The 26,678-nt window shown below is 46.2% G+C and carries 22 protein-coding genes; 14 read left to right on the top strand and 8 right to left on the bottom strand.

Going from position 1 to position 26,678, the window contains the following annotated elements; genetic code table 11:
* Positions 1-48 precede the first annotated feature (48 nt).
* Both GJR95_RS10405 and GJR95_RS10400 read left to right on the top strand, forming a co-directional pair.
* Entirely contained in the window at positions 49-2,883 is a 2,835-nt protein-coding gene (locus tag GJR95_RS10405) for a M16 family metallopeptidase (RefSeq protein WP_162385804.1), read from the top strand.
* Positions 2,884-3,555: 672 nt separating this feature from the next.
* On the top strand, positions 3,556-4,575 hold the full coding sequence (locus GJR95_RS10400; RefSeq protein WP_162385803.1) for a ScyD/ScyE family protein: 1,020 nt from the start codon (positions 3,556-3,558) through the stop codon (positions 4,573-4,575).
* 156 nt (positions 4,576-4,731) lie between these two features.
* On the opposite strand, the gene GJR95_RS10395 is transcribed toward GJR95_RS10400, so the two are convergent.
* The 3 genes from GJR95_RS10395 to GJR95_RS10385 are packed head-to-tail and all read right to left on the bottom strand — an operon-like array spanning position 4,732 to position 7,144.
* Positions 4,732-6,063: an ankyrin repeat domain-containing protein gene (locus GJR95_RS10395; RefSeq protein ID WP_162385802.1), complete on the bottom strand. Its 1,332-nt coding sequence runs from the start codon at positions 6,061-6,063 to the stop codon at positions 4,732-4,734.
* Positions 6,036-6,701 carry a hypothetical protein gene (locus GJR95_RS10390; RefSeq protein ID WP_162385801.1) on the bottom strand — a complete coding sequence of 222 codons (666 nt, stop codon included), beginning with the start codon at positions 6,699-6,701 and terminating at the stop codon, positions 6,036-6,038. The genes GJR95_RS10395 and GJR95_RS10390 overlap by 28 nt, the downstream gene beginning before the upstream one ends.
* A 17-nt stretch (positions 6,702-6,718) precedes the next feature.
* Complete coding sequence (locus GJR95_RS10385; protein ID WP_162385800.1) at positions 6,719-7,144, bottom strand: hypothetical protein; 426 nt, start codon at positions 7,142-7,144, stop codon at positions 6,719-6,721.
* A 584-nt stretch (positions 7,145-7,728) separates the two neighbouring features.
* Here GJR95_RS10385 and GJR95_RS10380 point away from each other — a divergent pair.
* Both GJR95_RS10380 and GJR95_RS42775 read left to right on the top strand, forming a co-directional pair.
* Positions 7,729-8,406, top strand: a complete 678-nt coding sequence (locus tag GJR95_RS10380; RefSeq protein ID WP_162391656.1) for an IS3 family transposase — start codon at positions 7,729-7,731, stop codon at positions 8,404-8,406.
* Between the two features lie 98 nt (positions 8,407-8,504).
* Complete coding sequence (locus GJR95_RS42775) at positions 8,505-8,720, top strand: IS3 family transposase (RefSeq protein WP_394370001.1); 216 nt, start codon at positions 8,505-8,507, stop codon at positions 8,718-8,720.
* A gap of 200 nt (positions 8,721-8,920) precedes the next feature.
* Here the strand turns inward: GJR95_RS42775 and GJR95_RS10370 are convergent, their stop codons facing one another.
* Both GJR95_RS10370 and GJR95_RS10365 read right to left on the bottom strand, forming a co-directional pair.
* On the bottom strand, positions 8,921-9,949 hold the full coding sequence (locus GJR95_RS10370; RefSeq protein WP_162385798.1) for a sulfite exporter TauE/SafE family protein: 1,029 nt from the start codon (positions 9,947-9,949) through the stop codon (positions 8,921-8,923).
* Between the two features lie 31 nt (positions 9,950-9,980).
* A complete protein-coding gene (locus tag GJR95_RS10365) occupies positions 9,981-10,730 on the bottom strand; it encodes a phosphatase PAP2 family protein (protein WP_232541146.1) in 750 nt (249 codons plus the stop codon).
* Positions 10,731-11,299: 569 nt separating this feature from the next.
* Here GJR95_RS10365 and GJR95_RS10360 point away from each other — a divergent pair.
* The 6 genes from GJR95_RS10360 to GJR95_RS10335 all read left to right on the top strand — a co-directional run bounded on the left by GJR95_RS10360 (position 11,300) and on the right by GJR95_RS10335 (position 21,051).
* On the top strand, positions 11,300-12,328 hold the full coding sequence (locus GJR95_RS10360) for a YncE family protein (RefSeq protein ID WP_162385796.1): 1,029 nt from the start codon (positions 11,300-11,302) through the stop codon (positions 12,326-12,328).
* Positions 12,329-12,358: 30 nt separating this feature from the next.
* On the top strand, positions 12,359-14,254 hold the full coding sequence (locus GJR95_RS10355) for a purple acid phosphatase family protein (protein WP_162385795.1): 1,896 nt from the start codon (positions 12,359-12,361) through the stop codon (positions 14,252-14,254).
* Positions 14,255-14,285: 31 nt separating this feature from the next.
* Complete coding sequence (locus GJR95_RS10350) at positions 14,286-15,251, top strand: metallophosphoesterase (protein WP_162385794.1); 966 nt, start codon at positions 14,286-14,288, stop codon at positions 15,249-15,251.
* 32 nt (positions 15,252-15,283) lie between these two features.
* The gene (locus tag GJR95_RS10345; protein WP_162385793.1) at positions 15,284-18,040 is read left to right on the top strand and encodes a TonB-dependent receptor; all 2,757 of its coding nucleotides are present in this window, start codon (positions 15,284-15,286) and stop codon (positions 18,038-18,040) included.
* 50 nt (positions 18,041-18,090) lie between these two features.
* Positions 18,091-19,524 (top strand): hypothetical protein, encoded by a 1,434-nt coding sequence (locus tag GJR95_RS10340; RefSeq protein WP_162385792.1) that lies wholly within the window; start codon positions 18,091-18,093, stop codon positions 19,522-19,524.
* Positions 19,525-19,605: 81 nt separating this feature from the next.
* Positions 19,606-21,051, top strand: coding sequence for a metallophosphoesterase (locus GJR95_RS10335; RefSeq protein WP_162385791.1), 1,446 nt, complete (start codon positions 19,606-19,608; stop codon positions 21,049-21,051).
* A 117-nt stretch (positions 21,052-21,168) separates the two neighbouring features.
* On the opposite strand, the gene GJR95_RS10330 is transcribed toward GJR95_RS10335, so the two are convergent.
* The 3 genes from GJR95_RS10330 to GJR95_RS10320 form a co-directional block, all read right to left on the bottom strand.
* Positions 21,169-21,582: an EamA family transporter gene (locus GJR95_RS10330; protein WP_162385790.1), complete on the bottom strand. Its 414-nt coding sequence runs from the start codon at positions 21,580-21,582 to the stop codon at positions 21,169-21,171.
* A gap of 83 nt (positions 21,583-21,665) precedes the next feature.
* Positions 21,666-22,376, bottom strand: coding sequence for a LytR/AlgR family response regulator transcription factor (locus GJR95_RS10325; protein ID WP_174260202.1), 711 nt, complete (start codon positions 22,374-22,376; stop codon positions 21,666-21,668).
* A gap of 11 nt (positions 22,377-22,387) precedes the next feature.
* Positions 22,388-23,413 (bottom strand): sensor histidine kinase, encoded by a 1,026-nt coding sequence (locus GJR95_RS10320; protein ID WP_162385789.1) that lies wholly within the window; start codon positions 23,411-23,413, stop codon positions 22,388-22,390.
* A 199-nt stretch (positions 23,414-23,612) separates the two neighbouring features.
* Between GJR95_RS10320 and GJR95_RS10315 the strand changes: the two genes are divergently transcribed.
* From GJR95_RS10315 to GJR95_RS10300, 4 genes are all read left to right on the top strand, one after another.
* A complete protein-coding gene (locus GJR95_RS10315; protein WP_232541145.1) occupies positions 23,613-24,524 on the top strand; it encodes an ABC transporter ATP-binding protein in 912 nt (303 codons plus the stop codon).
* A gap of 14 nt (positions 24,525-24,538) precedes the next feature.
* On the top strand, positions 24,539-25,309 hold the full coding sequence (locus tag GJR95_RS10310; protein WP_162385788.1) for an ABC transporter permease: 771 nt from the start codon (positions 24,539-24,541) through the stop codon (positions 25,307-25,309).
* A 261-nt stretch (positions 25,310-25,570) separates the two neighbouring features.
* Positions 25,571-26,182, top strand: a complete 612-nt coding sequence (locus GJR95_RS10305) for an RNA polymerase sigma factor (RefSeq protein ID WP_162385787.1) — start codon at positions 25,571-25,573, stop codon at positions 26,180-26,182.
* Positions 26,179-26,628 carry a hypothetical protein gene (locus tag GJR95_RS10300; protein WP_162385786.1) on the top strand — a complete coding sequence of 150 codons (450 nt, stop codon included), beginning with the start codon at positions 26,179-26,181 and terminating at the stop codon, positions 26,626-26,628. Before GJR95_RS10305 ends, GJR95_RS10300 begins: the two co-directional genes overlap by 4 nt.
* The last annotated feature ends 50 nt before the right edge of the window (positions 26,629-26,678 follow it).

The following is a 26,678-nucleotide window of genomic DNA, read 5'->3' as shown; positions in this document are numbered from 1 at the left end:
TATCCCATAATTCAGTTTCAGATCTATTAACCCAACCCAAACGACCGAATGGTACGTTTTTCGCTCACACTGAGCGCATTGTTCAGTGTTACGCTGGTGTTGGCGCAATCTGCGCCCAAATCATCAGCAGTTAAAGTGGCTACTACAACGCTTAGTAGTCCAATTCCGACTGATCCGGCAGTAAAAGTGGGTAAACTGCCCAACGGCCTGACGTATTATATCCGGAAAAATGCCGAACCGAAAAACCGGGCCGAACTGCGGCTGGTTATCCGGGCGGGTTCGGTACTGGAAAATGACAATCAACAGGGGCTGGCGCACTTCATGGAGCACATGGAGTTTAACGGCACAAAGAATTTCCCGAAAAACGAGCTGGTTAATTTCCTGCAATCTGCCGGAGTTCGCTTTGGGGCCGATTTAAATGCCTATACAGGCTTTGACGAAACGGTCTATCAGTTACCCGTTCCGACTGATTCGGTCAAGGTATTTCGGCAAGCATTCCAGATTCTGGAAGACTGGGCTCATAATGCCACTATCGACCCAACTGAAGTAGACAAGGAGCGCGGTGTTATTCTGGAAGAACGACGGCTTGGGCGCGGGGCAGGCCAGCGGCTGCGCGATCAATACTTTCCGATATTGCTCAATAACTCGCAATATGCCAAACGATTGCCAATTGGCACCGAGCAGGTTCTGACTACGTTTAAGACCGAAACGCTGCGACAGTTTTATCAGGACTGGTATAGGCCCGATCTGATGGCAGTCATTGCCGTTGGCGATTTCGATACGAAAGAAGTGGAAGGGATCATTCGCGAGAAGTTCGGGCGAATCCCGGCGGTTAAAACCCCAAAACCTCGTACGGAATATGAAATTCCTCCCCATAAAGACACGAAAGTCGTCATTCTGACAGACCCCGAACAACCGAACACGGTGGTACAGGTTATTTACAAACGACCTGAAATCAAAGAGAAAACCCTGAATGATCTGCGGGAAAGCATCAAGCGAGGTCTGTTCAACACCATGCTTGGCAACCGGATTCAGGAATTAACACAGCGGGCTGATCCACCATTTTTGGGTGGCTACAGTAATTACAGCGATTTTCTGGGGAATCTGGATGCATTTACGTCCATTGCCGTTGCCAAAGAGGGAAACGTGGAAAAAGCTATTCGGGCGGTGCTCGACGAGAATGCCCGCGTAAAACAGTTCGGCTTCACATCGACAGAATTGGATCGTGCCAAGCGGGAGTTTATGACCAATGTGGAACAAGCCTACAGCGAACGCGACAAAACCCGGTCGGCCAATTATGTTAATGAATACGTTCAGAATTTTACGGACAAAGAGCCTTACACGAGTATTGAGTTCTATTACAATTTTCTCAAGAAAGAACAGGATGGTATCAAATTGGCAGAAGTGAATACACTGGTTGACCAGTTTATTCATAATGATAACCGGGCGGTTATTGTTCTGGCTCCTGAAAAAGACAAGGCCAAATTGCCTACCGTTGAGCAGATCCTGGGCTATGTAGACAATGCGGGTAAAGGCCTGACCGCTTATGAAGACAAAACGCTTGACAGCCCCTTATTAGCAAAGCTGCCAACTGGTTCTCCGGTTGTGAACGAGAAACAAATCAAGGACATTGGCGTGACAGAGTGGCGACTCAAAAACGGGGTTCGGGTAGTGCTGAAACCGACCAATTTTAAAAACGACCAGATTCTGTTTTCGGGCAGCAGTTTCGGCGGCACATCACTCTATGACCTGACTGATTTCATGTCGGCCCGGTTTTCGTCTACGCTCGTGGCTATGGGCGGAACTGGCGACTATAATCAGATTCAGTTGGGCAAGTTTCTGTCGGGTAAACAGGTAAACGTCTTTCCGTTTGTGGGCGAATTGAGCGAAGGTATTAATGGTAGTGCAGCTCCGAAAGATCTGGAAACCGCACTTCAACTGCTTTATAGTTACTTTACCCAGCCCCGGAAGGATGTTGATGTTGTAAAAGGGTTCCTGTCGAACCAGCGAAGCGCCTTGCAGAACCAGATCAATACGCCAACGCCAGCGCGTGTATTTCAGGATACAGTACAGGTAACACTAGGGGCCAACAACCCCCGGCGGCAACCGCTTAAACCCGAAGATCTGGACAAAATTGATCTGGATAAAGCGTTGAAAATCTATCAGGAGCGATTTGCCAATGGGGGCGATTTTACGTTCTATTTTGTCGGCAATTTTAAAGAAGATCAGCTAAAGCCGCTGGTTGAAAAATACCTTGGCGGATTGCCATCGACCGAGACAACCGAGAAGTTTAAAGATCTGGGCATTCGTATTCCATCGGGGCAGATCAGCAAGACTGTCTACCGGGGCGTTGACCCGAAAGCTTCTGTTCAACTGGTATACAGCGGTGATTTAAGCTGGTCGCCGGAAACGACAACGCAATTGGACGCTCTGGCTGAAGTGCTGGAAATCAAACTGATCGAAAAGTTGCGGGAGGAAGAAAGCGGTGTTTATGGTGTTGGTGCCAGTGGAGCCTACAGTAAATATCCAGTATCACGGTATACGTTCCGGATTAGCTTCGGTTGCGCACCGCAAAACGTCGAAAAGCTCATCGCTAAAACGCAGGAGTTGATCAATGATCTGAAAGAAAAAGGTGCGTTGCCCGCCGATATTGCCAAATTTAAGGCCGAAACCCGCCGTGAAACCGAAGTGCAGTTGAAAGACAACCAGTTCTGGCTTGGCTATCTCCAAAACCAATACTATAATGGCGACGCTCCGGACGAGGTATTGCATGAAAACGAACAACTGGACAAAGTAACCGTCGAAAGCACCAAAGCCGCAGCCAATCAATACTTCGGACCGAACTTTATTCGGTTAGTGCTTTTGCCGGAAAAGAAGCAATAATAAACAGGACAACTAATCAATAGTCGTTGGCGAACGGTGCTTTAACCAGGTATCGTTGGTCAACGACTTTTTTGATTTTAGGTACCCGTCCAGGTAAATTAGAATGTCTGAAAACGTACAGAATCGATTCAGAAATAGGGTTATACTTTCACCATTTACTAAATTTCGGCTTTCGAATTTCTGGCGAAATAAAGATATTATTCAAGTAATTGCTTATCAGAAATCACCGTTGGCTAAGCCGTTGATTCTATATAAATAAGAACTTATTACATTCACAAACTGGTTTGCATGCCCTTTTTTTCTAGCTCAACGCCCATGAGCGCAGTTTGGGAAATGATTTTTAGAATTTGATTTATCAAAGAAATGAGGGGTAAGGTTTTTAGGGATTAAATTACCCTTTACTCAATATGTTCGTTTACATTAATTACAGTTTATAACTTTCTGATAAACAATAAGTGCCTGATTAATCGGCAGTTGATCATGACGATCAGGTATAGAGGTAATTGATCGATTTAAGTAATTGATGACGTAGCGTTGGATAAACTTGCCTGAATCAATTATTCATTCGTCAAGCGGTGCGTAGTATGCAGTATTAAATTATCAGGATACAACCATTATTGCCAGAAAATAGATGTAAATATTCCTTATTCACCTTTTAACTATTCCTGTCAAATGATTTACAACATTACTCGCTCAATTTGTCTGCTGGCAATTTTTCTGGTTATGAGTTGTCAGGATCACATTATCCCAACTCCCTCTGCTCCCGCGTTAACCCCCCGAATATTGGCCACCAAGCTGGTTGCTCCAATTAGTGTTGAGACGGATGCCAGCGGACGAGTTTTTGTGGCTGAGCAGGGCACGGGTCATAATGACGGTAGTGTATCCGAGATCACACAGGATGGTGTACGGCATCCAATTATTACCAACATTTATTCGGTAACCAACACGGAGGGCGATCTTGATGCCGTTGATCATTTGCTGGTCGTTGAGGGAACGCTTTACTTTTTGAATCCGAAGGGGCTTTATAAGTTTGATCTCTCCTCCTACAAAACTGGTGCATCGCCCATTATGGCGTCCAGTCTGATCCCTGAAGACATTCGTAAATTTGTACTCGCCTATAATTTTACGAACGACACGGGTGAATCACACCTCTATAATTTGACTTTAGGTCCCGATGGAGCCCTGTACATCACCGACGCAGCAGCCAATGCCATCATTCGCCGATCAAAAGCCGGCGAATTGAGTGTAGTAACTGAAGTTCCGGGCATTGTCAATCCAAATCCGGCGGGCCCACCTCCAGGCCCACCCTTCATTCAGGCCGTACCAACCAGCATTACGCACGATGGTCGCCAGTTTTTGATTACTACCTTACTGGGCTTCCCTTTCCCGGCTGGGCGGTCAATCATTTATCAAATGGACCTTTCTGGAAAACTCACAATTTATCAGCAAACGTTCAACAGCCTGGTCGATGTAGAGAACGATGGCAACGGGAAACCGTTAGTGCTTGAGTTCGCCCTATTTGGACCGATGGGTTTTACGCCAAATACGGGCCGGTTGTTACGGGCAAATGGAACGAGCAGTACGGTTTTACTCGATAAACTGAACATGCCGACAGATCTGAAAATAAGCAATAGCCATACCGCTTACATAACAAGTATGGGCGATGGAGCGTTGCTAAAGATTACGTTCTAAGTAGGCAGTTTTTACCGGTTTCCGGCATTCGGGGTTAGCGTTGGTTTCAGGCAGGCCATTGCTAATCCCGAATTCGTTTTATGGTGGCGTTTAGAGCCTGTTTAAAATAGGCTGATTCTACTTTTTAGTACTGAGTTATCGTTTTTAAGCAGATTCTTAGTTTCGTGTAGCATATCGGTTAAGTTTTTCTAACATTTTAGTCTGTTTATAGCGTTCGGCAATGAGTAAGGCATTGGTTATCCCATTTAATTTTGTGGGATGTAATGTTTTTATGTCAGGATTTTTAGTTAATAGAAAATCAAAAATTGCCTCGTTATTGCCAATAATTGCATTTTCTAAATTCGTATATTCATCAGAAGACGCATTGACATCAAATGGATAGCTGAATAAAAATTTAAGGAACGGTAAATTGCGATTATATATAGCCCAATAAACCAATCTGTTATCGGATGGATCTATTGAAAATCCTTTATCGATCAAAAAACCAACCGATTCTATATCGTTTTTTTGCACAAGCCAATAGAGGGTTTCACTGGTTTGCTTTAAGTCTTTAGTAAGGCCATTTTTAATAAGATAATCTAATAACTTTTCGTTGTTGTGGTGCATAATATTTTGAGTAATAAAACTCACTGAACTGTTAAACGTTGGGTGATATTTTTCTACGATGGTTTTTACTAATTCAGCTTCATCGTGCTTGGTAAGTTTCTCAACTATCTGATTTATGCCCATGCCATCGTTAATAAGCAGTTGAACCATAGCAGGGCTTTTTATATGCCACTCAAATGTATAGCCAAAAAGCTCTTTATGGTCTTTGACCAATATATGTACCAAGGCTATTTTATCACCAGCTACTAAATAATCTAAAAGTGAGTTTTTTTCGTCGGGCAACACTACTTTCCAAAGCTCGGTTGTCTCATCATTGATTTTTGTAAAAGCTTTACTATCGTCAGTAGTTATAGCTTCTCTAATAGCCGCTAATTTCCTGTCATTCTGAATATCATTGACATAATCGGCCCCGTCGCTAATTAATGGAATGGCTGCGAAAAAAGCGACGGTTATTGAATAGATAATTGCTGTGATGATTTGAGGTTTTTCAAAAACAAAATCTGTAGAAGCAGCATCGCTAAAAATAAGCTTATTGATGCCTGTAGCTGTAAGCATTATGATCACTACAACTAGATTAATAACTAGTGTTATGGCATAAAATAGCGTTGAGTCACCAGAATTACTTCTGTTCAGGGATTCTTCAAGAAAAGAGAACATGAAAACAAATACGAGCAAAGCTGCGGCAACTGCTACGATCCAGGTCGGAAAATGAAGATGAAAAAGTTTATTGATCAGGCTAAATAATACAGCCGCCACTACCATAAAAAAGACATTGAATGGTACGTAGATAAGAATAAGAAAAAAGAAACTTACACCGTCCTGTAAGGGGTTTGATGAACTGTTCATGCGTGTGCTTAATTCTGTAGTGCGTTTTTTATCCATTCATGGCGTTCACGATAACCTTCTATGGCATCGGATACTGACCAGTTTACTACGATACCACCTATAGCAGGTCTAAAAATGTCGCAGCTTTTTAGATTTCGTTGCCATAGCCTGGGATTTGCCGTATTTTCTTTAGCGATTTTGAATTTATCAGACAGCAAATCGACGTCTATTTTTTCGTTGAAATAATAGGAGCACTCTACTGTAATTCTGGTCGTTTTACCGCTCGGTGATGAACTGTATCGTATTGCCATCACAAATGGAATAGTTTGCTGGTAGCTGGTTAGCTCACCTTTATAGGGTAAATGGCGTAAAATAGTACTGGCCGGTTTATTAAACAGGGTTTCTACAAAAGGGAATTCCATTCGCCTAAATCCAGCGCTAATTAGCCAATTATGGAGAGCTAGATCTCGTGCCTTTCGTGATTGTATAATGACTATGAATACAGCTACAATCCCTAATGCAAGAACGAGCAGAAGATATTTCTCTACTAGTTTAATGAAGCTAAGCGCGAAACCACAAGCGACAATAAGTAATAATATAGTAGCGTGTTTGGGACTGTTTTTGAAGGTGAGGTAATAAAGCCCTCCAATTAATACGAAAGAAAGAAGATTGCCGATTAAAATACCGCCTACCATAGTCATCCTTTATTTAACTAGTACTGAATTTGAAGCGCCCGGACATCCTGATTAATAAAAATCGTAATCCCTTTTACTTTGAACTTGGCTGAATAAGCTATTAATCTGTTTTTATAAGGAATAATCAGATCGCCAGATTCGTAGCTTTCAATATCTTTCCATGGAATAAAGAGAGGATTATGGCCAATGGAAAATAAGTTTATAGTTTTTAAATAAAGCCCTTCTTTTGTAGAAGCGTATTGTACAACACCATTGTAACTACTGGATTTTTGAAAAAGACAGTTACAGTTTTTTGTTTGATTGGGAACGTACGATGTCGAGTACGTTTCAGCTAACTTTTGCCAACCTGAAGCATAACTAATCGTATAAATAATACCGCACCAAAGCAGGATAAAAAAAGCTACTGCTCCTAAAGCAATGAGGATAGCAATTGATTTATGCATAGGTAGGCTTAGTTATAACCGAACACAGGGCTTTCTTATAAAACAGCCTCCACTTGCATAAACTGAATTAGTGAAGAAAATTCATCGGCAAAATTGTCCAGTTGAGCTGCCATATTCTTCGGCTTCAATCGATGCAGTAGATTCATTGTCAATGCCATCAAGGTCTGGCTAGAAAAACACCTGCTGAGGTGTACTGTACTCCTTTGCAAGTCGACGTAGAATCGGAAAACCTCAATTAAAAAAAGCAAAAACTGGTCCTAAATATAGGGAGCACTATATTATATGCTCAGTAGTTAACGAATGAATCGGTTCTCAAGCTGGCTTAATAACAATAAAGACCCGTTCCGCTGCGGGCCCGGTGCGTTTATTGCCCCAAAAGAAGTTTAAAGTCGTTCCTATATCGTTTTGCCCCATTTTCCCTTTCTCAACCACAAGCGAATCCCTTGTGCATCACCAATAGTTATATGGCGATAATTGCTGGGAGAGTGGCCGCGAAGCCTGTCCGCTTCAGCGCAGTAGACAGTACATAAGTTGTATATTTCGGAGATAGTGGCTCAGAACTTCTATCTCCGAAATCTCCACAAATAGGCTCAATTCGAGCGCGATATATTAAAAAAGGCAGTCAGCATCTTTTCCAGGGGCGACCGCGCGGCGGACCGTGGGAGATATTCCGATTTATTAAGGAACATGCCAATCAGTTTCCCGTTGAGAAGATGTGTAAAGTAATCAAAGGGAGCAGCAGTGGCTACTATTATTGGCTCAAACATCCAGTCGGAGCCCGGCAGCTTAAGACACAACAGTTTTTGACTCAAATCCAGCAGGTTTACGATCGCAGTCAAGCGCGTTATGGTAGTCCACGCATTGCCGATGACCTTAACGAATCAGGTGTGAAGGTATCCCGTAATCGAGTAGCCAGACTGATGAATAAAGCGAGCATAAAAAGCATCATGTATAAAAAGTACTGCGTGCAAACCACGGACTCAAAGCATGATTACCCAATCGCTAACAACCTGTTGAACAGAGCGTTTTCGGCCGAAAAGCCAGGCCAAAAATGGGTGTCAGCTATTACTTATATCCGAACCGGCGAAGGCTGGTTATACTTGCCGGCTATTTTAGATTTAGCCGATAGAAAGGTGGTGGGTTGGGCTTTAAGCGATACGTTGAAAGCCGTTGATACCAGCATTGCGGCTTGGCTAATGGCCCTTAAAAACAGGCCATTAGATGGTGAACTACTTTTCCACTGCGCCGGCAGCCCGGTCTGATCGGGGTGTACAATACGCCTGCATTGACTTTCGGGACCAATTAAAGGAGTTGCCCGCCCTGCAAAGTATGAGTCGAAAAGGTAACTGTCGCTTCGGCGATCCGATGGGCCAATGCCGTGGCCGAGAGCTTTTTCAAAACCCTGAAATGTGAGATGGTTAATCATGTTAATTTTGAAACGCGCCACCAGGCAAAGTTGGCTACGTTTGAATACATCGAGGACTGGTACAATCGTCGGCGAAAACATTCAACGCTTGACTACCAAACTCCTTTTCAATGCGAATCTTATTTTTTCATCAGCTCAATGGCTGCCTAAAAAATCTCTAGTATACTATTGCAATTCCAGTGCCACGCACGAATCCATTATTGGAGGAACCATTCGTACACCTTCTTCTGTAAAGCTGAGCGCAGCCCGACCGGTCACTGGAGTCGTAAGCGCTGTGACGCTGAAATTCACATTATATGCTCTACTTTACAGTTTAGTTAGTACTCTTTTGGATAGAAGAATAGGAACGCTTATATGTTAAACTTTTCCAGCCTGCCTTTTCGATAGACATAAACTTCGTACGAATGTTTATCGATGCCAAACACTTCTTCCAATACAACGTGATCAGACCCCTGGCTGAGTTTCTTCGCTTCAACTTGCTTGTCTTGAGGTAGTCCACTGAGTGGAATAGTGTGTTCGAACTCGAAGCCTTCATCGTATTCAAACTCAAGCGAAAACAGTTTATTGCGCCATTGGAGTTGCGTACTCATACCATTGGCAACGGGAGAGTAGTCGATGCCGATAGGTGCTTTCGTAACGACCTGCCCAGCCGCTTCGATAAATAAACTTAACCCAGAAACGACCATAGCCGCATAACCAACTCGTCGGAAGAGGCTTTCACTCAGGCGCGGCAATAACCATTTCATGCCATAAGAAGAGATCATCGCAGCTACTGCGATCACTGCCCCCAGTGTAAGTGCCTTGCCCGTCAATAAGCCAAAGGAAGCATACAAGGCTAGTTTTACCAGATGTAGCATGACCTCATTGGCTGCACGAGTCGCCACAATTTCCTCTTTGGTCATACCGTAACGTAGGTAAAATCGGTTAAATAATAAACCAACGGCACCCGTCAGTCCTGAAACAAAGCCCGCTGCTAATCCAATGATGGCCAGATAGCCTTTGGGTAATGGATGGACTTCTTCCAGGTCTTTAGTAGAACGAAAAATCAACGGTAGATTGGCCATCAGAAATAAGCCCATCAACAACTCAAGATAGAGGGGATTGATATAGGTAAGTAGCTTAGCACCAATCCAAACGGCGGGTAGGGCGGGTGGAACAAACCAAACAACGACATCCCAGCGAATACGGGGCCAGAAGGCAATGATCCGGGAAATAGAACTGGAAACTGTACCAATGGACAGCGCTGCCGGAACCTGGGCACTTGGTAAAAGAGAGCCAAGTACCGGTAATAACAACAAACCAGCCCCACCACCGCAAACCGCACTGAGCGAGAAGGCCAGCAAGGCGCAGCCAAATAGAAGCAAACCGGATAAAAACATGAATAGAATGAATAATGAAACAAGCTGGATGCTAAGTCACATTAGCTGTATGAGTTGTCCGTTGCCATTCGGTGAGCACAATACCTACGATGAGCCAACAGGTGCCAAGCAGATAGCCACCTAACACATCGCTTAAAAAATGGACGCCCAGATAAATTCGACTGAAGCCAACCACCAGTATTAAGCCAACAGCGCTGATACCCACCAGCCACCGGTTCCGAATACGACGACGCCCCCGGACTAACCAATAGCTAAGTAGTCCATAGAGCGTCATCGCTGTGGCTGAATGACCACTTGGAAAAGAATAGCCTGATTCCGTATAATAAGCCACTTCTGTTGGTCGATTTCGAATAAATGTTCGTTTACCAACCTGTACAAACAGTCCGACACCTGCCATTAAAATCCACAAAATCACAATGTTGCGCCCCTTTTTTTGATGGTACAAAACCAGTGATCCAATTAACGCCAGACCTATTGTTACATAAGCCGAACCCAACCAGGTTAGTGCATATAGCATCTGGCTGATCAGCGTACTGCGTCCCTGAAAAAGCCAGTGCGTAAATCCCAGATCAACTTGGACCATCGATTCGGCGTTGACCAGATTTTCGGCGATTTCAGATAGAACCATCACGTTGACGATTAGTAATCCGGCAAGTACTGTCAGGGGTAAACCTCGGAAATGTTCGGTTGTCAAACGTTCGGCCAGCCAGCGAACAAGCCCCGGATAGCGGGTGGCTAATCGACCGAAGCGATGATGAATATGGTGTTGAAGTTGGTACATAGTCATTCGGTAATGGTTTAATCTGCCTGCTGCGATAACGATTGCAAACTAACAGGGATATTCTGAAGAGACTTTGAAGTGCCTCCCGTTTATAGGCCGCCTTATTAACCATTGTACAGGGCGAAACCCCATTGCTAAAATTAAGCTTTGCCCTTAATTGGCTCAATTTTTTAGGATAAATGTTGGAATAGTTGGAACTATTGAGAGAAGAGGATCAAATCTGCGCGAACTTCAGATTTGCTTCAAAATTGACCATCACTTTTGTAACCACGATGAAACCAGGATTTCCCGTTCTGTTGTATTGAGCTAATCCATAAAAGATAAGCTCGACTAGTGAAGATTTTACCAACTAACTAAACTAACCATATCGCAGCCATAACCGCTAGGCATGCCTTAAATGGCAGTCGATCGATTATGGCTTTTGTTATATAATAAATCAATGTTAATTAATTGTAAATTGCTTATTATCAAATAATTAATTTGAATTTTGAGGTCGTTATATCTTAGAAATAGTCTATAAGTTTGCTGGCGAAAAGGATCGAAACTGTTTCCTCTTCATGCTACAACTTATGGTCTCTTTAATCAAAAAAATTGCTGTTACTGCCTGCCTATTAGGCACTAGCCACCTACACGTTACCGCGCAGATTACGCCTGTGTATTCTTTTATTGAGAAAATTAGTCTGCCTACGGGCGACGGTAAATGGGATTACCTGAAAATGGATGGTGAACGCGAACGGCTCTTCGTGTCGCACTTCGACCGGGTACACGTCATTGATTTAAACACAAACAAACAGATCGGTGAGATCACTGGTCTGAAAGGCGTTCACGGTATCGGTCTGGCTAAAGATCTGAACAAAGGCTACATCACCAACGGAACGGATAATACGATCACAGTCTTTGATTACAATACATTCAAAGTCCTGCAAACGATATCGGTCACGGGCAAGAAGGCAGATGCCGTCATGTATGATAAGGGCACAAAGCGGATTTTTGTCTTCAACAATGGCAGTGGAGATGCAGTAGCCATCGACGCCACAACTGACAAAGTGGTTGGAACTGTGGAAATGGGTGGTGCACCAGAGTTTGCCGTGGCCAACGAAAAGGGAAGTGTCTTTAATAACAACGAAGATACCAACGAGATTTTCGAGATTGATACGAAAACGCTCAAGGTAAAAAACAAATATTCTGTGGCTCCCAATGGCGGTGTACCGACCGGGCTGGCCTTCGATGCAAGTACGAACCGATTGTTCTCCGTATGCCGTAAGCCACAAGTGCTGGTAGTGATGGACGCTTCGACCGGGAAAATCGTCCAGACAGTGCCGATTGGGGGCGGTGTCGATGCAGTGGTTTACGAGAAAGATCTAAAACTGATCATGACCTCCAATGGAGAAGGCAACGTCACTATTATTCATCAGGATTCAGCTGATAAATATTCTGTTGTTCAAACGCTTACAACAAAGCCAGGCCAGAAGACAATGGTTCACCGGGGTACAACGCACCGGATTTACCTGAGTGGAGCCGAGTATCAGGCCGACGGTAAAACTCCTGCACCCGGTACGTTCGGGGTGTATGTTTACGGGCCAAGTCCAAAGCAATAACCGTTCGAATAACCAATCTCTCGACTACTCATGTTGTCTTTCATTCATAAAGCCTTAGTGGGGGCTTGTCTGGCCACGCTTTGCCCGTTACTTACCCAGGCCCAATCGGTCAAGCCAACCATTCCCCGTGTTTTATCGGGCTTAAACTATAGTGAAACGGGCCAGCTGGTCCTGACCCGAAATGGTCAGAAACTGGTTGACCTGGATAAAAAAGATGCCTTTTCTTTGACTCAGATGGTGGGCAACCCGGTAGGTAATGAAACGGGTATTTTACTTGATTTCAGCAAGCCGGGTTTATCGGGAACCGTAGCGTATGGGCCATACAATGAAAAGGCCGAATACCCAGCCGTTGCATTTCTGCCCCGTACGGTACCGATCCAGGATGGAAAAGCCCTGCTGGATATCAAAGGTGCGGTTAAAGCCGTAAATGATTTCTTTAAGCTGAGTGAAACAGGCCAGGGCGTTATTGGTTACCGGGTACTTGACAATGCCGGACGGATCGTCTACGAAGGTCGGGTTGCGTTCAGTGGCAAAGGGCCATATACTGCTTTGCCGACAGTTATCGAAGGGCCTTTTATCAATGCATTGACGTCGACAGGTTGCATCATTTCGTATGAAACCCAGGTGCCTGTAAAGACAACCATTACGGTCGGTAACCAGACATTCAGCGATCCGAAGGAAACAACACACCATGAGATTACGGTCAGTGGGTTAAGACCTGCAATGGATTACGTATATACCATAGCGTATGCGAATCGGAGTGACCAGCATCACTTCCAGACAGCGCCCGCTTCGGGAAGTCGCAAGCCGTTTACGTTCGCGTTTGCCTGTGCGAATCGAGGAACATCGGGTGGGGGAGAACGTGATTTCGGCGGAACGAATTACCAGTCGTCGCGGGCAATTATGGCAGCCGCTTTACTGAATGGAGCCGTTTTTATGCAGGCCACTGGCGATCTGACTACTGGTGGAAATCCGAGTGAGGATGGGCATCTGATGGAGTATACGAATTGGAAGCGGGCGATGGAGCCGTTCTGGCACAAGATTCCGGTATATACGGGTATGGGCGATCATGAAGTGAATTACCTGACGTTCGCACCGGACCCGGAGACGAAGAAAAACCCGAAGATCGACCGGTTTCCGTATCAAACCGAGTCAGGAGAGGCCACGTTTGCCCGCGCCTTTGTTCACCCAACCAACGGGCCATCCAGTGAAGATGGGGCGAGTTACGACCCTGATAGCAAACAGGTTGACTTTCCAACTTATCAGGAAAATGTGTACTACTACTTCTACGACAATGTGGGAATGATTGTGCTGAATACCGAGTACTGGAAGTCGCATTATCCGGGTGTTGATGGGTCGCCAGAAGGTTACATCATGGACCAACAGGTCAAGTGGTTAACCGAAACCATGCAAAAGCTGGAGAAAGACCCCGCCATCGACCACATTTTTGTCAGTGTACACAGTGCCGTATTTCCAAATGGTGACCATGCGAACGGTGCCATGTGGTATGAGGGTAATAACGACGAACGGCCAAAAGTGGCAGGAACACCAGTGAAAACGGGTATTCTCGAACGTCGCGATCAACTTCTGGATTTGTGTGTCAACAAGAGCAAAAAGTTTCTGGCTTTCATTTCGGGTGACGAACACAACTTCGCTTTCCTGCACGTAACGCCCGATACGCCGATGTATCCCGATAGGTATACGTTGCCCAAATTGAAACTGAGCCGTCCGTTTTATCATCTCAACAATGGGGGAGGAGGGTCGGCACCTTACGCGATGCTGGCAACGCCCTGGATGAAACAGTTCCAATACTTCACCGAGCCGCCCGTGCTGGCTCTGATTTCGGTGAATGGTCAGACTGTCACTTTAAAAGCATTCAATGCCGAAACGTTTGGGACCGTTTGCCGTGATGTAAAACTGCGGTAAGCCAATCCATTTAATGATCCACTTTACAACGATGAGACAAGTACGATTTTCTATACTACTGGCTTTTACTGCCTTGATGCTGTTGGGTGCCTCTAGCCAGGCCCAACAGGCACCTTTCAGTTTTGTGGCTTTCGGCGATATGCCATACAACCTTCCTGAAGACTATGGCCGTTTCGAGAATCTGATTCGGGATGTGAACAAACAGAATCAGGTCTTCAATGTGCACGTCGGCGATATCAAGTCGAGTGAGAATGATTGCTCAGATGCGTATTATCAAAAGATTCACGGCTATTTCAACCAGTTTGACAAGCCGCTGATTTACATCCCAGGTGATAACGAGTGGACGGATTGCAACAAACATACACCGGGTAAATACAACATCGATGAGCGACTGAGCACCATCCGGAAACTGTTCTTCGACGGCCAGAGCAGCCTGGGCAAATCGAAACTTTTGATGATTTCACAGGCGAAACATCCGGAGTTTGCCAAATACGTTGAAAACAATCGCTGGCAATATGGCAATGTCCAGTTTGGAACAGTCCACATCGTAGGCACAAACAATAATTTTTACCCCAATCCCAAAGGCGATAATGCTGAGTTCTACGACCGGAATAAAGCCAATTTAGCCTGGATCGACGAAGTTTTTGATCAGGCGAAAGCCAGCAATGCTATTGCGGTGGTGCTGTTCACGCAGGCCGATATGTACAATTCGGCGAAAGATGCTAAAGAAGCCAATGCATTCACAACTTTAAAAGACAAGCTTCAGGCCCGGACCGTGGATTTCAAAAAACCGGTGCTGTTAGTCAATGGCGACTCGCATATTTTTCTGGTCGATAAGCCGCTGTACGTAAAGGGCGGAAAGGGCAAGAAGGATCTCGACAATTTCACGCGGCTACAAACCTTCGGAGAAGATAATATCCATGCGGTAAAAGTGACGATCAATCCAGCCACGCCGGGGCTGTTTCAGATTGAGCCGCTCATGGTGCAGGGCAACTAACGAACGAACACCTACGATTGGAGGGCATAGCTATGAAATTTACGCTTTACACATTACTGCTGCTGGTTGGATCACTCACGGTGCAGGCGGCTACGCTAAAAGGCTCCGTGATGGATGCACGCACCGGTGAGCCACTTATTGGCGCGACCGTAAGCCTGATCAATACCAAATTCGGTGGAACGGTCGGACTGGATGGTAGCTACCTGATCAAAGGTGTTCCCGCCGGAACGTATACCTGTCTGGTGCAGTACGTCAGTTACCAGAAAACCCAGAAAACGATTACGATCAACAGCGAATCAGTCGTTCATAACTTCGCTCTGGCGGAAAGTAGTCACGACTTAGCCGAAGTAATCGTGTCAGCATCTGGTGATCGGGAGAGTGACAATAGCACTCGTAAAACCGAACAGAAAGCCGATAATGTCCTGAATATCATTGGTGCCAAAGCCATTTCGCTGCTGCCCGATGTTACGGTGGCCAATGTGTTGCAGCGCGTGTCGGGTGTTTCGGTAGTACGAAATGCTACTGGCGATGGGCAATTTGCCATCATCCGGGGAATGGACCGTCGGTATAATTACACGCTGGTCAATGGGATCAAAATTCCCAGCCCGGACAACAAAAACCGCTTCGTGCCGATGGACATTTTTCCGGCCGATCTGCTCGAACGCTTAGAGGTGGTAAAAGCCCTTACACCCAACATGGAAGGCGATGCCATTGGTGGTTCTATGAACATGATTATGCGGTCGGCTCCTGATTACCTGGTAGTGAATGCAACCGCATCGGGTGGATACAGCCAATTGTTCAGTAGTCGCCCGTTTTCGGGATTCAGCACGGCTGATATTAATTTTCGCTCGCCCTCCGAGATAGCAGGAAGCAATCGGTACGCGGCTAAACCGAGCGATTTCTCCGTACGAACAGCGCAGTATCAGGATGTGCAATTGCCCATAAACGGGTTAATGAGCTTGTCGATTGGTAACCGGGTATTCAATAAACGGCTGGGGTTTCTGGTTGGTGGTTCTTACCAGCACACCTATCGGGGCAGCGAATCGTCGTTTTTACGGCTTTACGGTCAACCCTCGCCCGATCCTGTGCCGAACACGCCCATCTTCGAATTTGTGGAACAGCGTAAGTATTCAAACGAGCAGGGACGATTAGGATTGAATCTCAAGGCGGATTACGAATTTAACCGTAACAACAAGCTAAGCCTGTACGGGCTGTTCATGCAGCTCGATGACAAGCAACACCGAACCGTGCTGGGCAATCAGTTGGTACAAATCGGTGACGTGACCACTACCGACAGGTCGGTGTTCCGGCGGCAGAACATCTATAACATTACCCTTCAGGGCGACCATGCCCTGATTCCAAAACCAGGCGTGGGACGATTGCAACTGAATTGGTCGGCGGTGTACTCGCTGGCTAAAAGCCAGACCCCCAACTGGACCGATCTTTCGGTGACGAGCCGCACCAGCCAGGGCGCTGATGGCAAGTCTGTTTCGACGCGGTATATTGACAACATGAGTTATATCTGGACGCGTAACAACGACCGCGATCTGACTGGCTACGTGAATCTAACCTATATGCTTTTACCGACGTTTGATGTGTCTGTGGGCGGTATGTATCGGGCTAAAAATCGGGATAATTATTACAACGATTACCAATTAGCGACGGTGTTGCCAGGTGGCGACCGGCAGGTGTTTACGAGCGTCGACAAAGCAATTTTCTCATTCCGCCCAGAATCTTATGCGTATCCAGACAGTACTAACGCCAACAACTATACGGCCAAAGAACAGATAACGGCTGGGTATATACAAGGCAAGTATATACGGGGGAACTGGCAGGTGGTCGGTGGTGTGCGGGCCGAAAATACCAATCAGTCGTATGTATCGCAGTTACCGGTAACCGCAACCGGCAAAACGGGACATGTCAGCTATCTGGATGTATTGCCCAGCCTGCACCTGAAATACCAGTTATCGGACCGTGAAAACCTGCGGCTTTCCTACTTCCGGGGCATCAGTCGGCCGGGTTATTTTGAGATTGTACCCGCTGCGTTCCCTGGCGACTTTTTCACCGAGACGGGTAATTTTAATCTCAAACATACAGTGGCCGATAACATCGATCTGCGCTACGAACTCTTTCCGAAAGGCAACGAGCAGTTACTGCTGGGTGCGTTTGTCAAAAATCTCCAGAACCCCATTGAATACGGATTCAGCCAATTAGCTCAGAACAACATTGTTTACCAGCCCATCAATTACGGTACGGCAATCAACTACGGGGCCGAACTGGTGTTTGCCAAATATTTCAGCAACTGGGGTGTATCGGGCAATTACACCTACACGAAGTCGAGTATCACCACCACCAAGCGGGTTTATGGCCGCGATGCGAATGGCAGTACTGTGGTGACCGATGTGCAACAAACCCGGCCATTACAGGGCCAGTCCGATCATATCGCCAACCTGTCGCTGATGTACAAAAACCAGCGCATTGGCTTCGACGCGCAATTGGCCTGGGTCTATACGGGTAAGCGAATCAATATCGTGTCGGCTTATAAAGACCTTGACTACTGGCAGCGGGGTACCTCGCAGGTTGACTTCTCGGCCGAAAAACGCTTTCACGGCGGTCGGCTGAGTGTGTTTACCAAGCTCGCCAACCTACTCAATAACCCTATCATCGTAGACATTCTACGTCCTAACACCCTGAGCGGTTACCCCGACCAAGACCGTAGCGACCGGATCACCGTACAGAAAGATGTGTTCCAGCAGTCTTATCTATTTGGGCTACGATACAAGCGATAACAATCGCTCAATCAACTATTTACCTTTTTACTATTTAAAATTCAATTCGAATGAAACGTCAGATTCAACTGGGCTGGTTAGCCGTCGTGATGATTGCAGGCCTGTTTGCCGGGCTGCAGAGTTGCAGCAAATCCGAGGATGTGCAGGTATCCGCTCCACTTTATCAGGTAGGGCAGGCCGTTAGTACCAAAATACCCTTACAGGGATCGATTAAAGGCACGCTGAAAGCGGATTCATCCTACAATGTTACGGGCGATGTGTTCATCAACGAAGGTGACACGCTGCTGATCCAGCCGGGTGCCAAAGTCCTGTTCGATGGCAAGGGAGCCTGGTGTTTTGTGGTGAAAGGCTCGCTGCTTTCGCTGGGTACACAGGATAAACCAATCTATTTCACCGTACCAGGTTCCGTAGCCGTCAAGAACGAAACGTTAGGTTCTGACCCCACTGCCGACCCAGCCTACAAAGGATTCTGGGGCGGTATTGCGGGAGAAACGATGTTTAAAAACATCATTATCAAATGGACGCACCTCGATTTTGGCGGTGGTAAACTGGGTACTTCGCCCGTATCGTTCCTGGCCAACGGTGCCAATGCGTACACCCTGACGTCGAAAAACTCAGACGGCATTGTGGTTCTGGAAGATTCCTGGGTATACGGTTCGGTTGACGATCCAATGCGTCCGTTCGGTGGTCGGTACAACGTCATGCGGAATACCTTCGAAAAGTGCGGTTTTACCGGTGGCGAAGCGTGGAACGTTAAGGGTGGAACGGTTGGTAACTTTGCGTACAACCTGGTCATCGGTATGGCCACCAACGGTCCGAAAGCTTCGAATGACGGACAGGCTACCAACCAGCCTCAGACGAACATCCTGATGTATAACAACACGATGGTTGCGAACGGCTACCGCCGGTCGGCAGACGGCCGTGGGGGTTCGCTCAACTTCGAAAACGGAGCGAAAGGTGGGTACTACAACAACCTGATGGTCGATTCTAAATATGGCCCACGGGTGGTTGGCGCTACGGCTAGTTATGCTGGTAATGCACTGGTAATTGCCGATACGGCCAACATCAAGTATGGTTATAACTACAACTACGTTGATTCGCTGAAAATGGCGAACCAGATTTATCCGACTGGTTTCTATACCAAGCCCCAGACGACTGATATTCCGGCTCCTTCGTCGTTTTTACCCGCCAGCTACAAATTGGGTGCTGTTTATGACGGTTCGGCGGTTGTGCAGAAAAACAACCCCTTGTTCGTAAACTTTCCATTGCCTTACGTGGCCACCAAAAAAATAGCCGATGCCAGCTTTGTGGGTACATGGAACTTCCGACTACAGCCAACTTCGCCCGCTCTTGGCAAAGGAACGACAAGCTTCGGTCCATTGACCGTAGTGCCGGTTAGCGAGCGGTATGGCTCCACTGAAATTACGCCACCAAGCACTGATATTGGTGCCTATCCAAGCAACGGCAAGGGTAATCTGCACTAAAAAAATAGAAAGCCTACACCTCAAAAAAACTCGAAGCTGAAGGTTTTTGAGGTGTAGGCTTTAATCTTCTACCAGACTGGCATGAAAAATAAACTAGTACTCCTGTTGTTGCTGATTCAGATTGTCCTGACAGGAACCTGTTCAGCGCAGGACAATAAAAAGGATGACCCGTTCATTGCCCGGCCTTATCTTCAGATTGGTCGCACGCCCTCTGCCGAATCCCTTCAACTGCTTTGGCATGCACCAGACGCTGGTACCGATTGGACGGTTGAGTATCAAACCAAAGCCAATGGTCCCTGGAAAAAAACGGAAGCGCCTACATCTGTTCGGGTGGCAGTGGCTGGTATTGAGCCGCACCGGGTTTTTCAGACGGCTTTCGCTGGTCTGACGCCAGGCAGTAAATTCAACTACCGGGTGTCGAAAGCAGGCAAGGTGGTGTTTACGGCTGAGGGACAAGCCTCGAAAAAAGCCGATCAGCCGTACCGTTTTGTCGCCTTTGCCGATATTGGTGCCGAGACACCCGCCCAGAAAAAGCTGGCTTCCCGCGCCTATTTGGCGAAACCCGATTTTGTGGTCGTTCCGGGCGATATTGTGTACGAACGTGGCTTAATCTCAGAATACCGGTCCCGCTTCTGGCCAATCTATAACGCCAACCGGGTCGATACGACAGGTGCGCCTTTGCTACGGTCGGTACCAATGATTGTGGCTCCCGGTAACCACGATACCGATACCCGCGATCTGGACAAATACCCCGATGCATTGGCGTATTACTACTACTGGAACCAGCCATTGAACGGCATCACCGGCACGGAGGGTGGGCCACTTGTTCCAACGATGACGGCTTCGGCCGATAACCGCAAAGCGTTTACCGATGCCGCTGGTGAGGCTTACCTGAAAATGTCGAATTACTCATTCGATTATGCCAACGCCCACTGGACGGTGATCGACTCGAACCCCTACGTTGATTTTACGGACAAAGCGTTGCAGGATTGGATTGCTGCTGATTTAGCCAGTGCCAAAGATGCTACCTGGCGGTTTGTGATGTTCCACCATCCTGGTTTCAACTCGGCACGAGAGCATTATGAGCAACAACACACCCGACTCCTGTCGCCAATCTTTGAAAAGGGCAATGTCGATGTGGTCTTTACTGGTCATGTGCATAACTACCAACGTACTTTCCCAATGACGTTTGTTCCCGACAAAAAAGGCGTTCTTCTGGTCGCGAGTATGGGAGCCAAGATGGCTCGTGGGCGGGTTGTAAACGGCCAATGGACACTCGATAAATCATTTAACGGCAAGACAAATACCAGACCAAAGGGAATCATTTATCTGGTAACGGGTGCGGGTGGTCAAACGCTTTATAACCCCGAGCAGAACAACGATCCCGACTCGTGGCAGCGATTTACGGATAAGTTTTTTTCGAATGTCCACTCTCTCACCGTAGCTGATGTAGATGGCAAGACGCTGACTATCCGCCAGATTGACGTCAACGGCAAAGAACTCGACTCGTTTACGGTAACCAAGTAATTTAACACTAGCTAATCGGAATAGAGATTTGAGAGATTTTCCCTGGTCGAAAAAAATGCCACAACTCGTATGGGTTGTGGCATTTTTCATTTAGCGTGCTAATCATTAACTCATGGTTTATAAAATAAGCACCAGCGTACCACCAATGATCAGAATCGCCCCGATAGCGGCCTTCCAGGTTAAGACTTCTCCCAGAAATATAACCGATAATAGAATGGCGATGGCTACGCTAAGCTTATCGACAGGAGCTACCTGCGAAACTTTGCCTAACTGTAGCGCTTTAAAATAGAAAATCCAGGAAAAACCAGTTGCAAGTCCTGAACAAATCAGAAATAGCCAGTTCTGGCGGGTGAGCATGGGTAACGAATCGATACCGCCCCGCCAGAACACCAGGCCCCAGGCCACAAACAGAATGACGACGGTTCGAATGGCTGTAGCCAGATCGGTATTAACTCCTTTGATTCCGGCTTTAGCCAGGACCGCAGTCAAAGCGGCAAACAAAGCCGAGAGTAATGCATAAATCCACCACATAGTTATGAGATTATCCGAGTGATAACGTAATAGTGCCTATAGTGATCTGTCACAAATTTCTCTGAATAAAGGAGGTCGCTGAATCAGGTGATTTTTTTAAGGAAATTATCCCGGTAAAAATCGCCAATGGGGATGTCCACGGCTCCAATCTGAATGCGATTTCGGTCCACACTATCAATTTTATGAAGTGCGACGATAAAGGAGCGATGCACCCGTAAAAAATGGCTGGTCGGTAATTTACCTTCCAGGTTGTTTAAGGTGAGTTGCGTTATCAATTTTTTTTCGCGGGTGTGAATCAGCACGTAATCCTTCTTCCCTTCCACAAAGAGGATATCCGCTAAATCGACGCGTACCATTTTGTACTCGCTTTTTATGAAGATGCTGTTCGAACTACTATCAGTTAGTTCGAACGGATGCGAAGGGACTTCTCGGGGGGATACCTGAAGTCGTTCCTGAACCTTATGAATAGCTGTCAGAAACCGCTCAAAGGGGATTGGTTTAACCAGATAGTCGACCGCATTGACTTCGTAACTCTCCAGTGCAAACTGCTGATAAGCAGTCGTCAAAATGACAAAAGGCGGATCTTTGAGGGTTCGAAGCAATTGAAGCCCAGTTAGCTCCGGCATCTCAATGTCTAGTAGGAGCAGATCAATGGGTGTTTGGGAAAGGACCTGCAACGCTTTCAGTGGACTGCTACACAGGTGTACGAGTTGAAGGAAAGGTACTTTTTCTATGTAGTTTTCCAGTACTTCAAGGGCAAATCGCTCATCATCGACAACCAGGCATCTAATCATAATTGCTTCATTTACAGGCTTATACGCAAGTTGGTCCAGAGTTGTTCGTCTTTTTCTTCCAGTGCCAGCTGATGACGGTCGGGGTACAGAAATGCCAGTCTCCGTCGAAGATTCGTCAGGCCAATTCCTCCAACTGATTTCACTTGATTCGTTCTAATCCCATTACAGGTACGCATTTGTAAGGACCCTTCCTGTACGACGATATGGATAGATGCGTGAAAATCACCATGTTTAAATATATTTTCAATGAGTGGTAAGAGTAGCAGCGGTTCTAGTCTGATTTGCTCTGTCGGACCATCGACCTCAAACTGAATTGAAAAGTGGGCAGGGAGTCGTAATCGTTGTAAATCCAGGTAATGACGAATGAACTCGATTTCTTTGCTTAGCGTAATCCGCTCCTCGTTGGTTTCATACAGCATATAACGCATCAGTTGGGATAATTGCATGATTCCCTGCGAGGTTTCGGGGGCCTGTCGAAGCGAGAGGGCATAGAGGGCATTGAGGATATTAAATAAAACGTGGGGATTCAGTTGGGCTTTTAGAAACGCTAATTCGGTACGTAACTGAACATTTTCCAGTTCCTTTGCCTGTTGCTGGTGAATAAACCAATCGCCAGTGAAGCGAATTAGCCCCGCCAATACGACAAACAGAATCAGCTCAAAAAAACGTAGGACAAACTGGGTTGAATATGGCAGCGGGAAAGTCGTTATGGCTGAGCCCAGGTATTGTGCTCTCAGCCAGTGATAAAGCTGAATAAACAGGATTTCCAGCAGCAAAATACTGATCAGATTGACTACCAGAAACCGAGCAATGTTCATCCGGCCCAGTACCCTGGGGATGAGGTAGCAGTAATTCAGGTAAAAAATAACCAGCTGACTCAGCAAGTGCACACTGGGATGAGCCAGAAGGACGGGAATTCCTTGATAAGCCGCTACATAGACGATGAATACGACATAAAGTAGCCACACGATCCCATGTAGCCAGGTGGACCAGTGCGTCTGCCGAAGAAAAAAAGGTCTTGAACGGGCAGGCTTCATACGCAAACAAGGTACAAAAGAACGTGTTTTTTATCTCCGATCAGGAATAGACTGGCAAAATGAGGAGGTAAACGGACCATTTTTACCGACGTATCGACCTGCGCCGTGGTTTCGAGAGTCTGAGGAGAATATTAGGCGTTTAGTCTACTTTATTTTTTGCCGGTGTGGAAGTCTTGTTGTTTTGGGAAAGCACACAACTATGACTTCCTACATCATCCAAACACATCAATTGAGTTATGCCTATGGTCGGCACCCAGTGTTGCATGAACTCAACTTACAGGTACCCTCCGCCAGTATCTTTGGGTTTCTGGGACCTAATGGTTCGGGAAAAACCACGACCATTCGATTGCTAATGGGGCTAATTCATAGCCCGCCGGAGACTGTCCATTTATTCGACCAATCGATCCGTACCAACCGGCTGTCCATTTTAAACCGGGTAGGGTCCTTGATTGAATCGCCCTCACTCTACAACCATCTGTCGGGCCGGGATAACCTGGAAATTATTCGACGGGCGCGTCAGGTGGATCGACTACAGATCGATCAGGTTTTGGCGATGGTGCAACTCACGAAGGATGCGCATCGGAACGTGAGCGAGTACTCTCTGGGTATGCGTCAACGGTTAGGGATTGCGATAGCCTTACTGGGTAATCCTGACTTATTAATACTGGATGAACCGACAAATGGATTAGATCCGGCTGGGATTCGACAGATCCGGGAATTACTGGTCGCGCTAAGCCACCAACATGGTAAAACGATCTTCGTGTCAAGTCATTTGCTGGGAGAAATGGAAAAAATTGCCACGCATCTGGCTATCCTTAATCAGGGCCATTTATTGTTTCAGGGAACAATGACTCAGTTGCGAGCGCTTCAATTACCCATCCTGTCTATTGATACCAACAATAATCAGGTAGCCCGCCAACTCCTGCTGGATGCCCAGTTTCGATTACTGGACGCAGTCTCTGATCAGCTACAAGTGGCGATTAGGGATCGGGTACAAATTGCGAGCATTAACCAATTGCTGATGGATCAGGGGCTGGCCGTATATGGTTTACAAACCAATCAGCAGACCCTGGAAGAACTGTTTCTGACCCTTACTCACGCTCATGCCTAACCGATCAACGAACCATGTCTATCCAATCTTATTTTACCCGTAGTTTGACCATAGAAATTCTAAAAGCCAAAGGTACGCTGGTGCTGTGGCTGGCACTGGTGGCTCCGCTTTTTGTCGTTGGAGTGGCCTTTACGGCCAGTTATCTGGAGGGTTACAAATTTTATCATAAAGGCGTCAATCCCTGGATTGAGTTTACCGGCCATATTTTGGTCGGGTGGTCTCTGTTCATCTTTCCCATTTATGTCAGCCTGCAATCGGCCTTAGTCAGTGCCATTGAACATCAGGCTGATACCTGGAAAAGCGTCTATAGTTTGCCCCTTCCTAAATGGAGTGTATTTTACGCTAAACTGGCCTTATTTACCGGATTACTGGCCATTAGCCATCTAGTGTTATTTGGTTTTGCCGAAGGCGCCGGCTGGCTTTTGAGTGAACTGAAACCACACTATAATTTTCAACTATTTACCATTCGACCTGTGTTAGCTCAGGCATGTTTCAACATCTTGCTGAGCGGCTTAGGAATGGCCAGCCTTCAATTTTATATCGGCTTACGATTTCGCAGTTTTATCATTCCGGCAGGCTTTGGCTTGTTTATTACGTTAGCAGGTGTTATCTCCAGGTCCCAGCCTATAAGCAGGGCTTCGCCTTATTTATCGCCTATTAACTTTTTTCATAATGCAACTCAGGCCGATGGTTGGCACTATGGTTACGTTTATATAAGCCTGCTGACGTATATTCTGGGTGCTATTGCCGGTTTTCTGAGTACTTCTCAACGCGATGTTGTGTAAATCCATCATTAGTAAATTTGAGTTTGCAAACGGTTTTCTAATTATAAACTGACCGCAACCTGTAAACCCCACTCCGGCGTACCGTGAAAATTGTGGCAGGAGTGGGGCCCTTGGTGGAGAACCGCACTATGACACCTGGCGGTTTAAAACCTCATCCCACGGAAATTAATACAACACGATTTCCAGTGGCTTGAAACCCTTTTTGTAGGTTAAGTCTTCCCGTTTGCAACTTTCCCGAAACTAGTCTGTCTAATCCAGTAAGTGGACCAGAAAGAAGACCATAAACGAACAGACCAGACTGTGGTTGAGAAGGTATTACGTGGCGACACGAAGGCCTTCTCGGTGATTATTAAAAATACAGAAGGATTAGTGGCGCAGATTATTTTTAAAATGATCCCCAATCACGATGATCGAAAAGATATTGCCCAGGACGTCTATTTAAAGGTGTTTCAAAAACTAGCTAGTTTCAAATTTGAAGCGAAACTGTCAACCTGGATTGGGCAAATCACGTACAATACCTGCGTCAATTTCCTTGAAAAGAAAAAACTGCCCTTAGTCGATATCGCAACCTTAGAACAGGAGACAGACGAGGAAGGGGCAGATCGCTGGAATAACCTGCTGAACCCATTTGACAACGACATTGAAAAGTACCTGATTAATAAAGAATTTTCTCAAATTCTGGCTGTTGGAATCGACCGACTTCCCCCACTTTATAAGACCTTAATTACCCTTTACCATACTGAAGAATTAAGTTGTGCAGAAATCGCTCAAATTGTTCAACTGCCGGAAGGAACGGTAAAAAGCTATTTATTCCGGGCCCGCAGAGCCCTTAGAGATCAGGTAGTACGGATTTATAATAAAGGAATGCTATGAGCAAGACCCATCTTTCGGATAGCGAAGTCCAACAGTATGTTTTCCACACGTTTAGCTGTAGTGAACAACTGATTGATCACATCACTCATTGTGAAGACTGTCGGCGGAAAGCACAGCTTTACAGCGTGTTACTGGATGGTGTAAACCAGCAAAACAGGCCGGTTTTTGAGTTTAGCCTGTCAGGCTTAGTAATGGGCCAGTTGCCTCCTGCCAAAACCAAAAATTCATTTGATAACGTATTTATTTTCTGCCTTATCACTAGTGCGGTCTTCTTGGTTTGTATCGTATTTTATCGGATTGGTAGCGATTTATTTCAGGTCGTTTCAACCATTACTCCCATGGTGGTCTACCTGCTTTACACCATCGCCAGTTTTTCGTTCCTGTTTCTATGCGTGGCGATGTACGTAGAATTTCAGCGGAAAATGAAAACGTTACATTTTAGTTGATTTTTTGCAACGAGCGTTGGAGGTTACTGTCTAATGAGGTATAACGTGTT

Source organism: Spirosoma endbachense (genome assembly GCF_010233585.1).
In the GTDB taxonomy this organism is placed as follows: domain Bacteria; phylum Bacteroidota; class Bacteroidia; order Cytophagales; family Spirosomataceae; genus Spirosoma; species Spirosoma endbachense.
The sequence above is the reverse complement of the archived record's forward strand: the minus strand, read 5'-3'. Positions and strand labels throughout refer to the sequence as shown.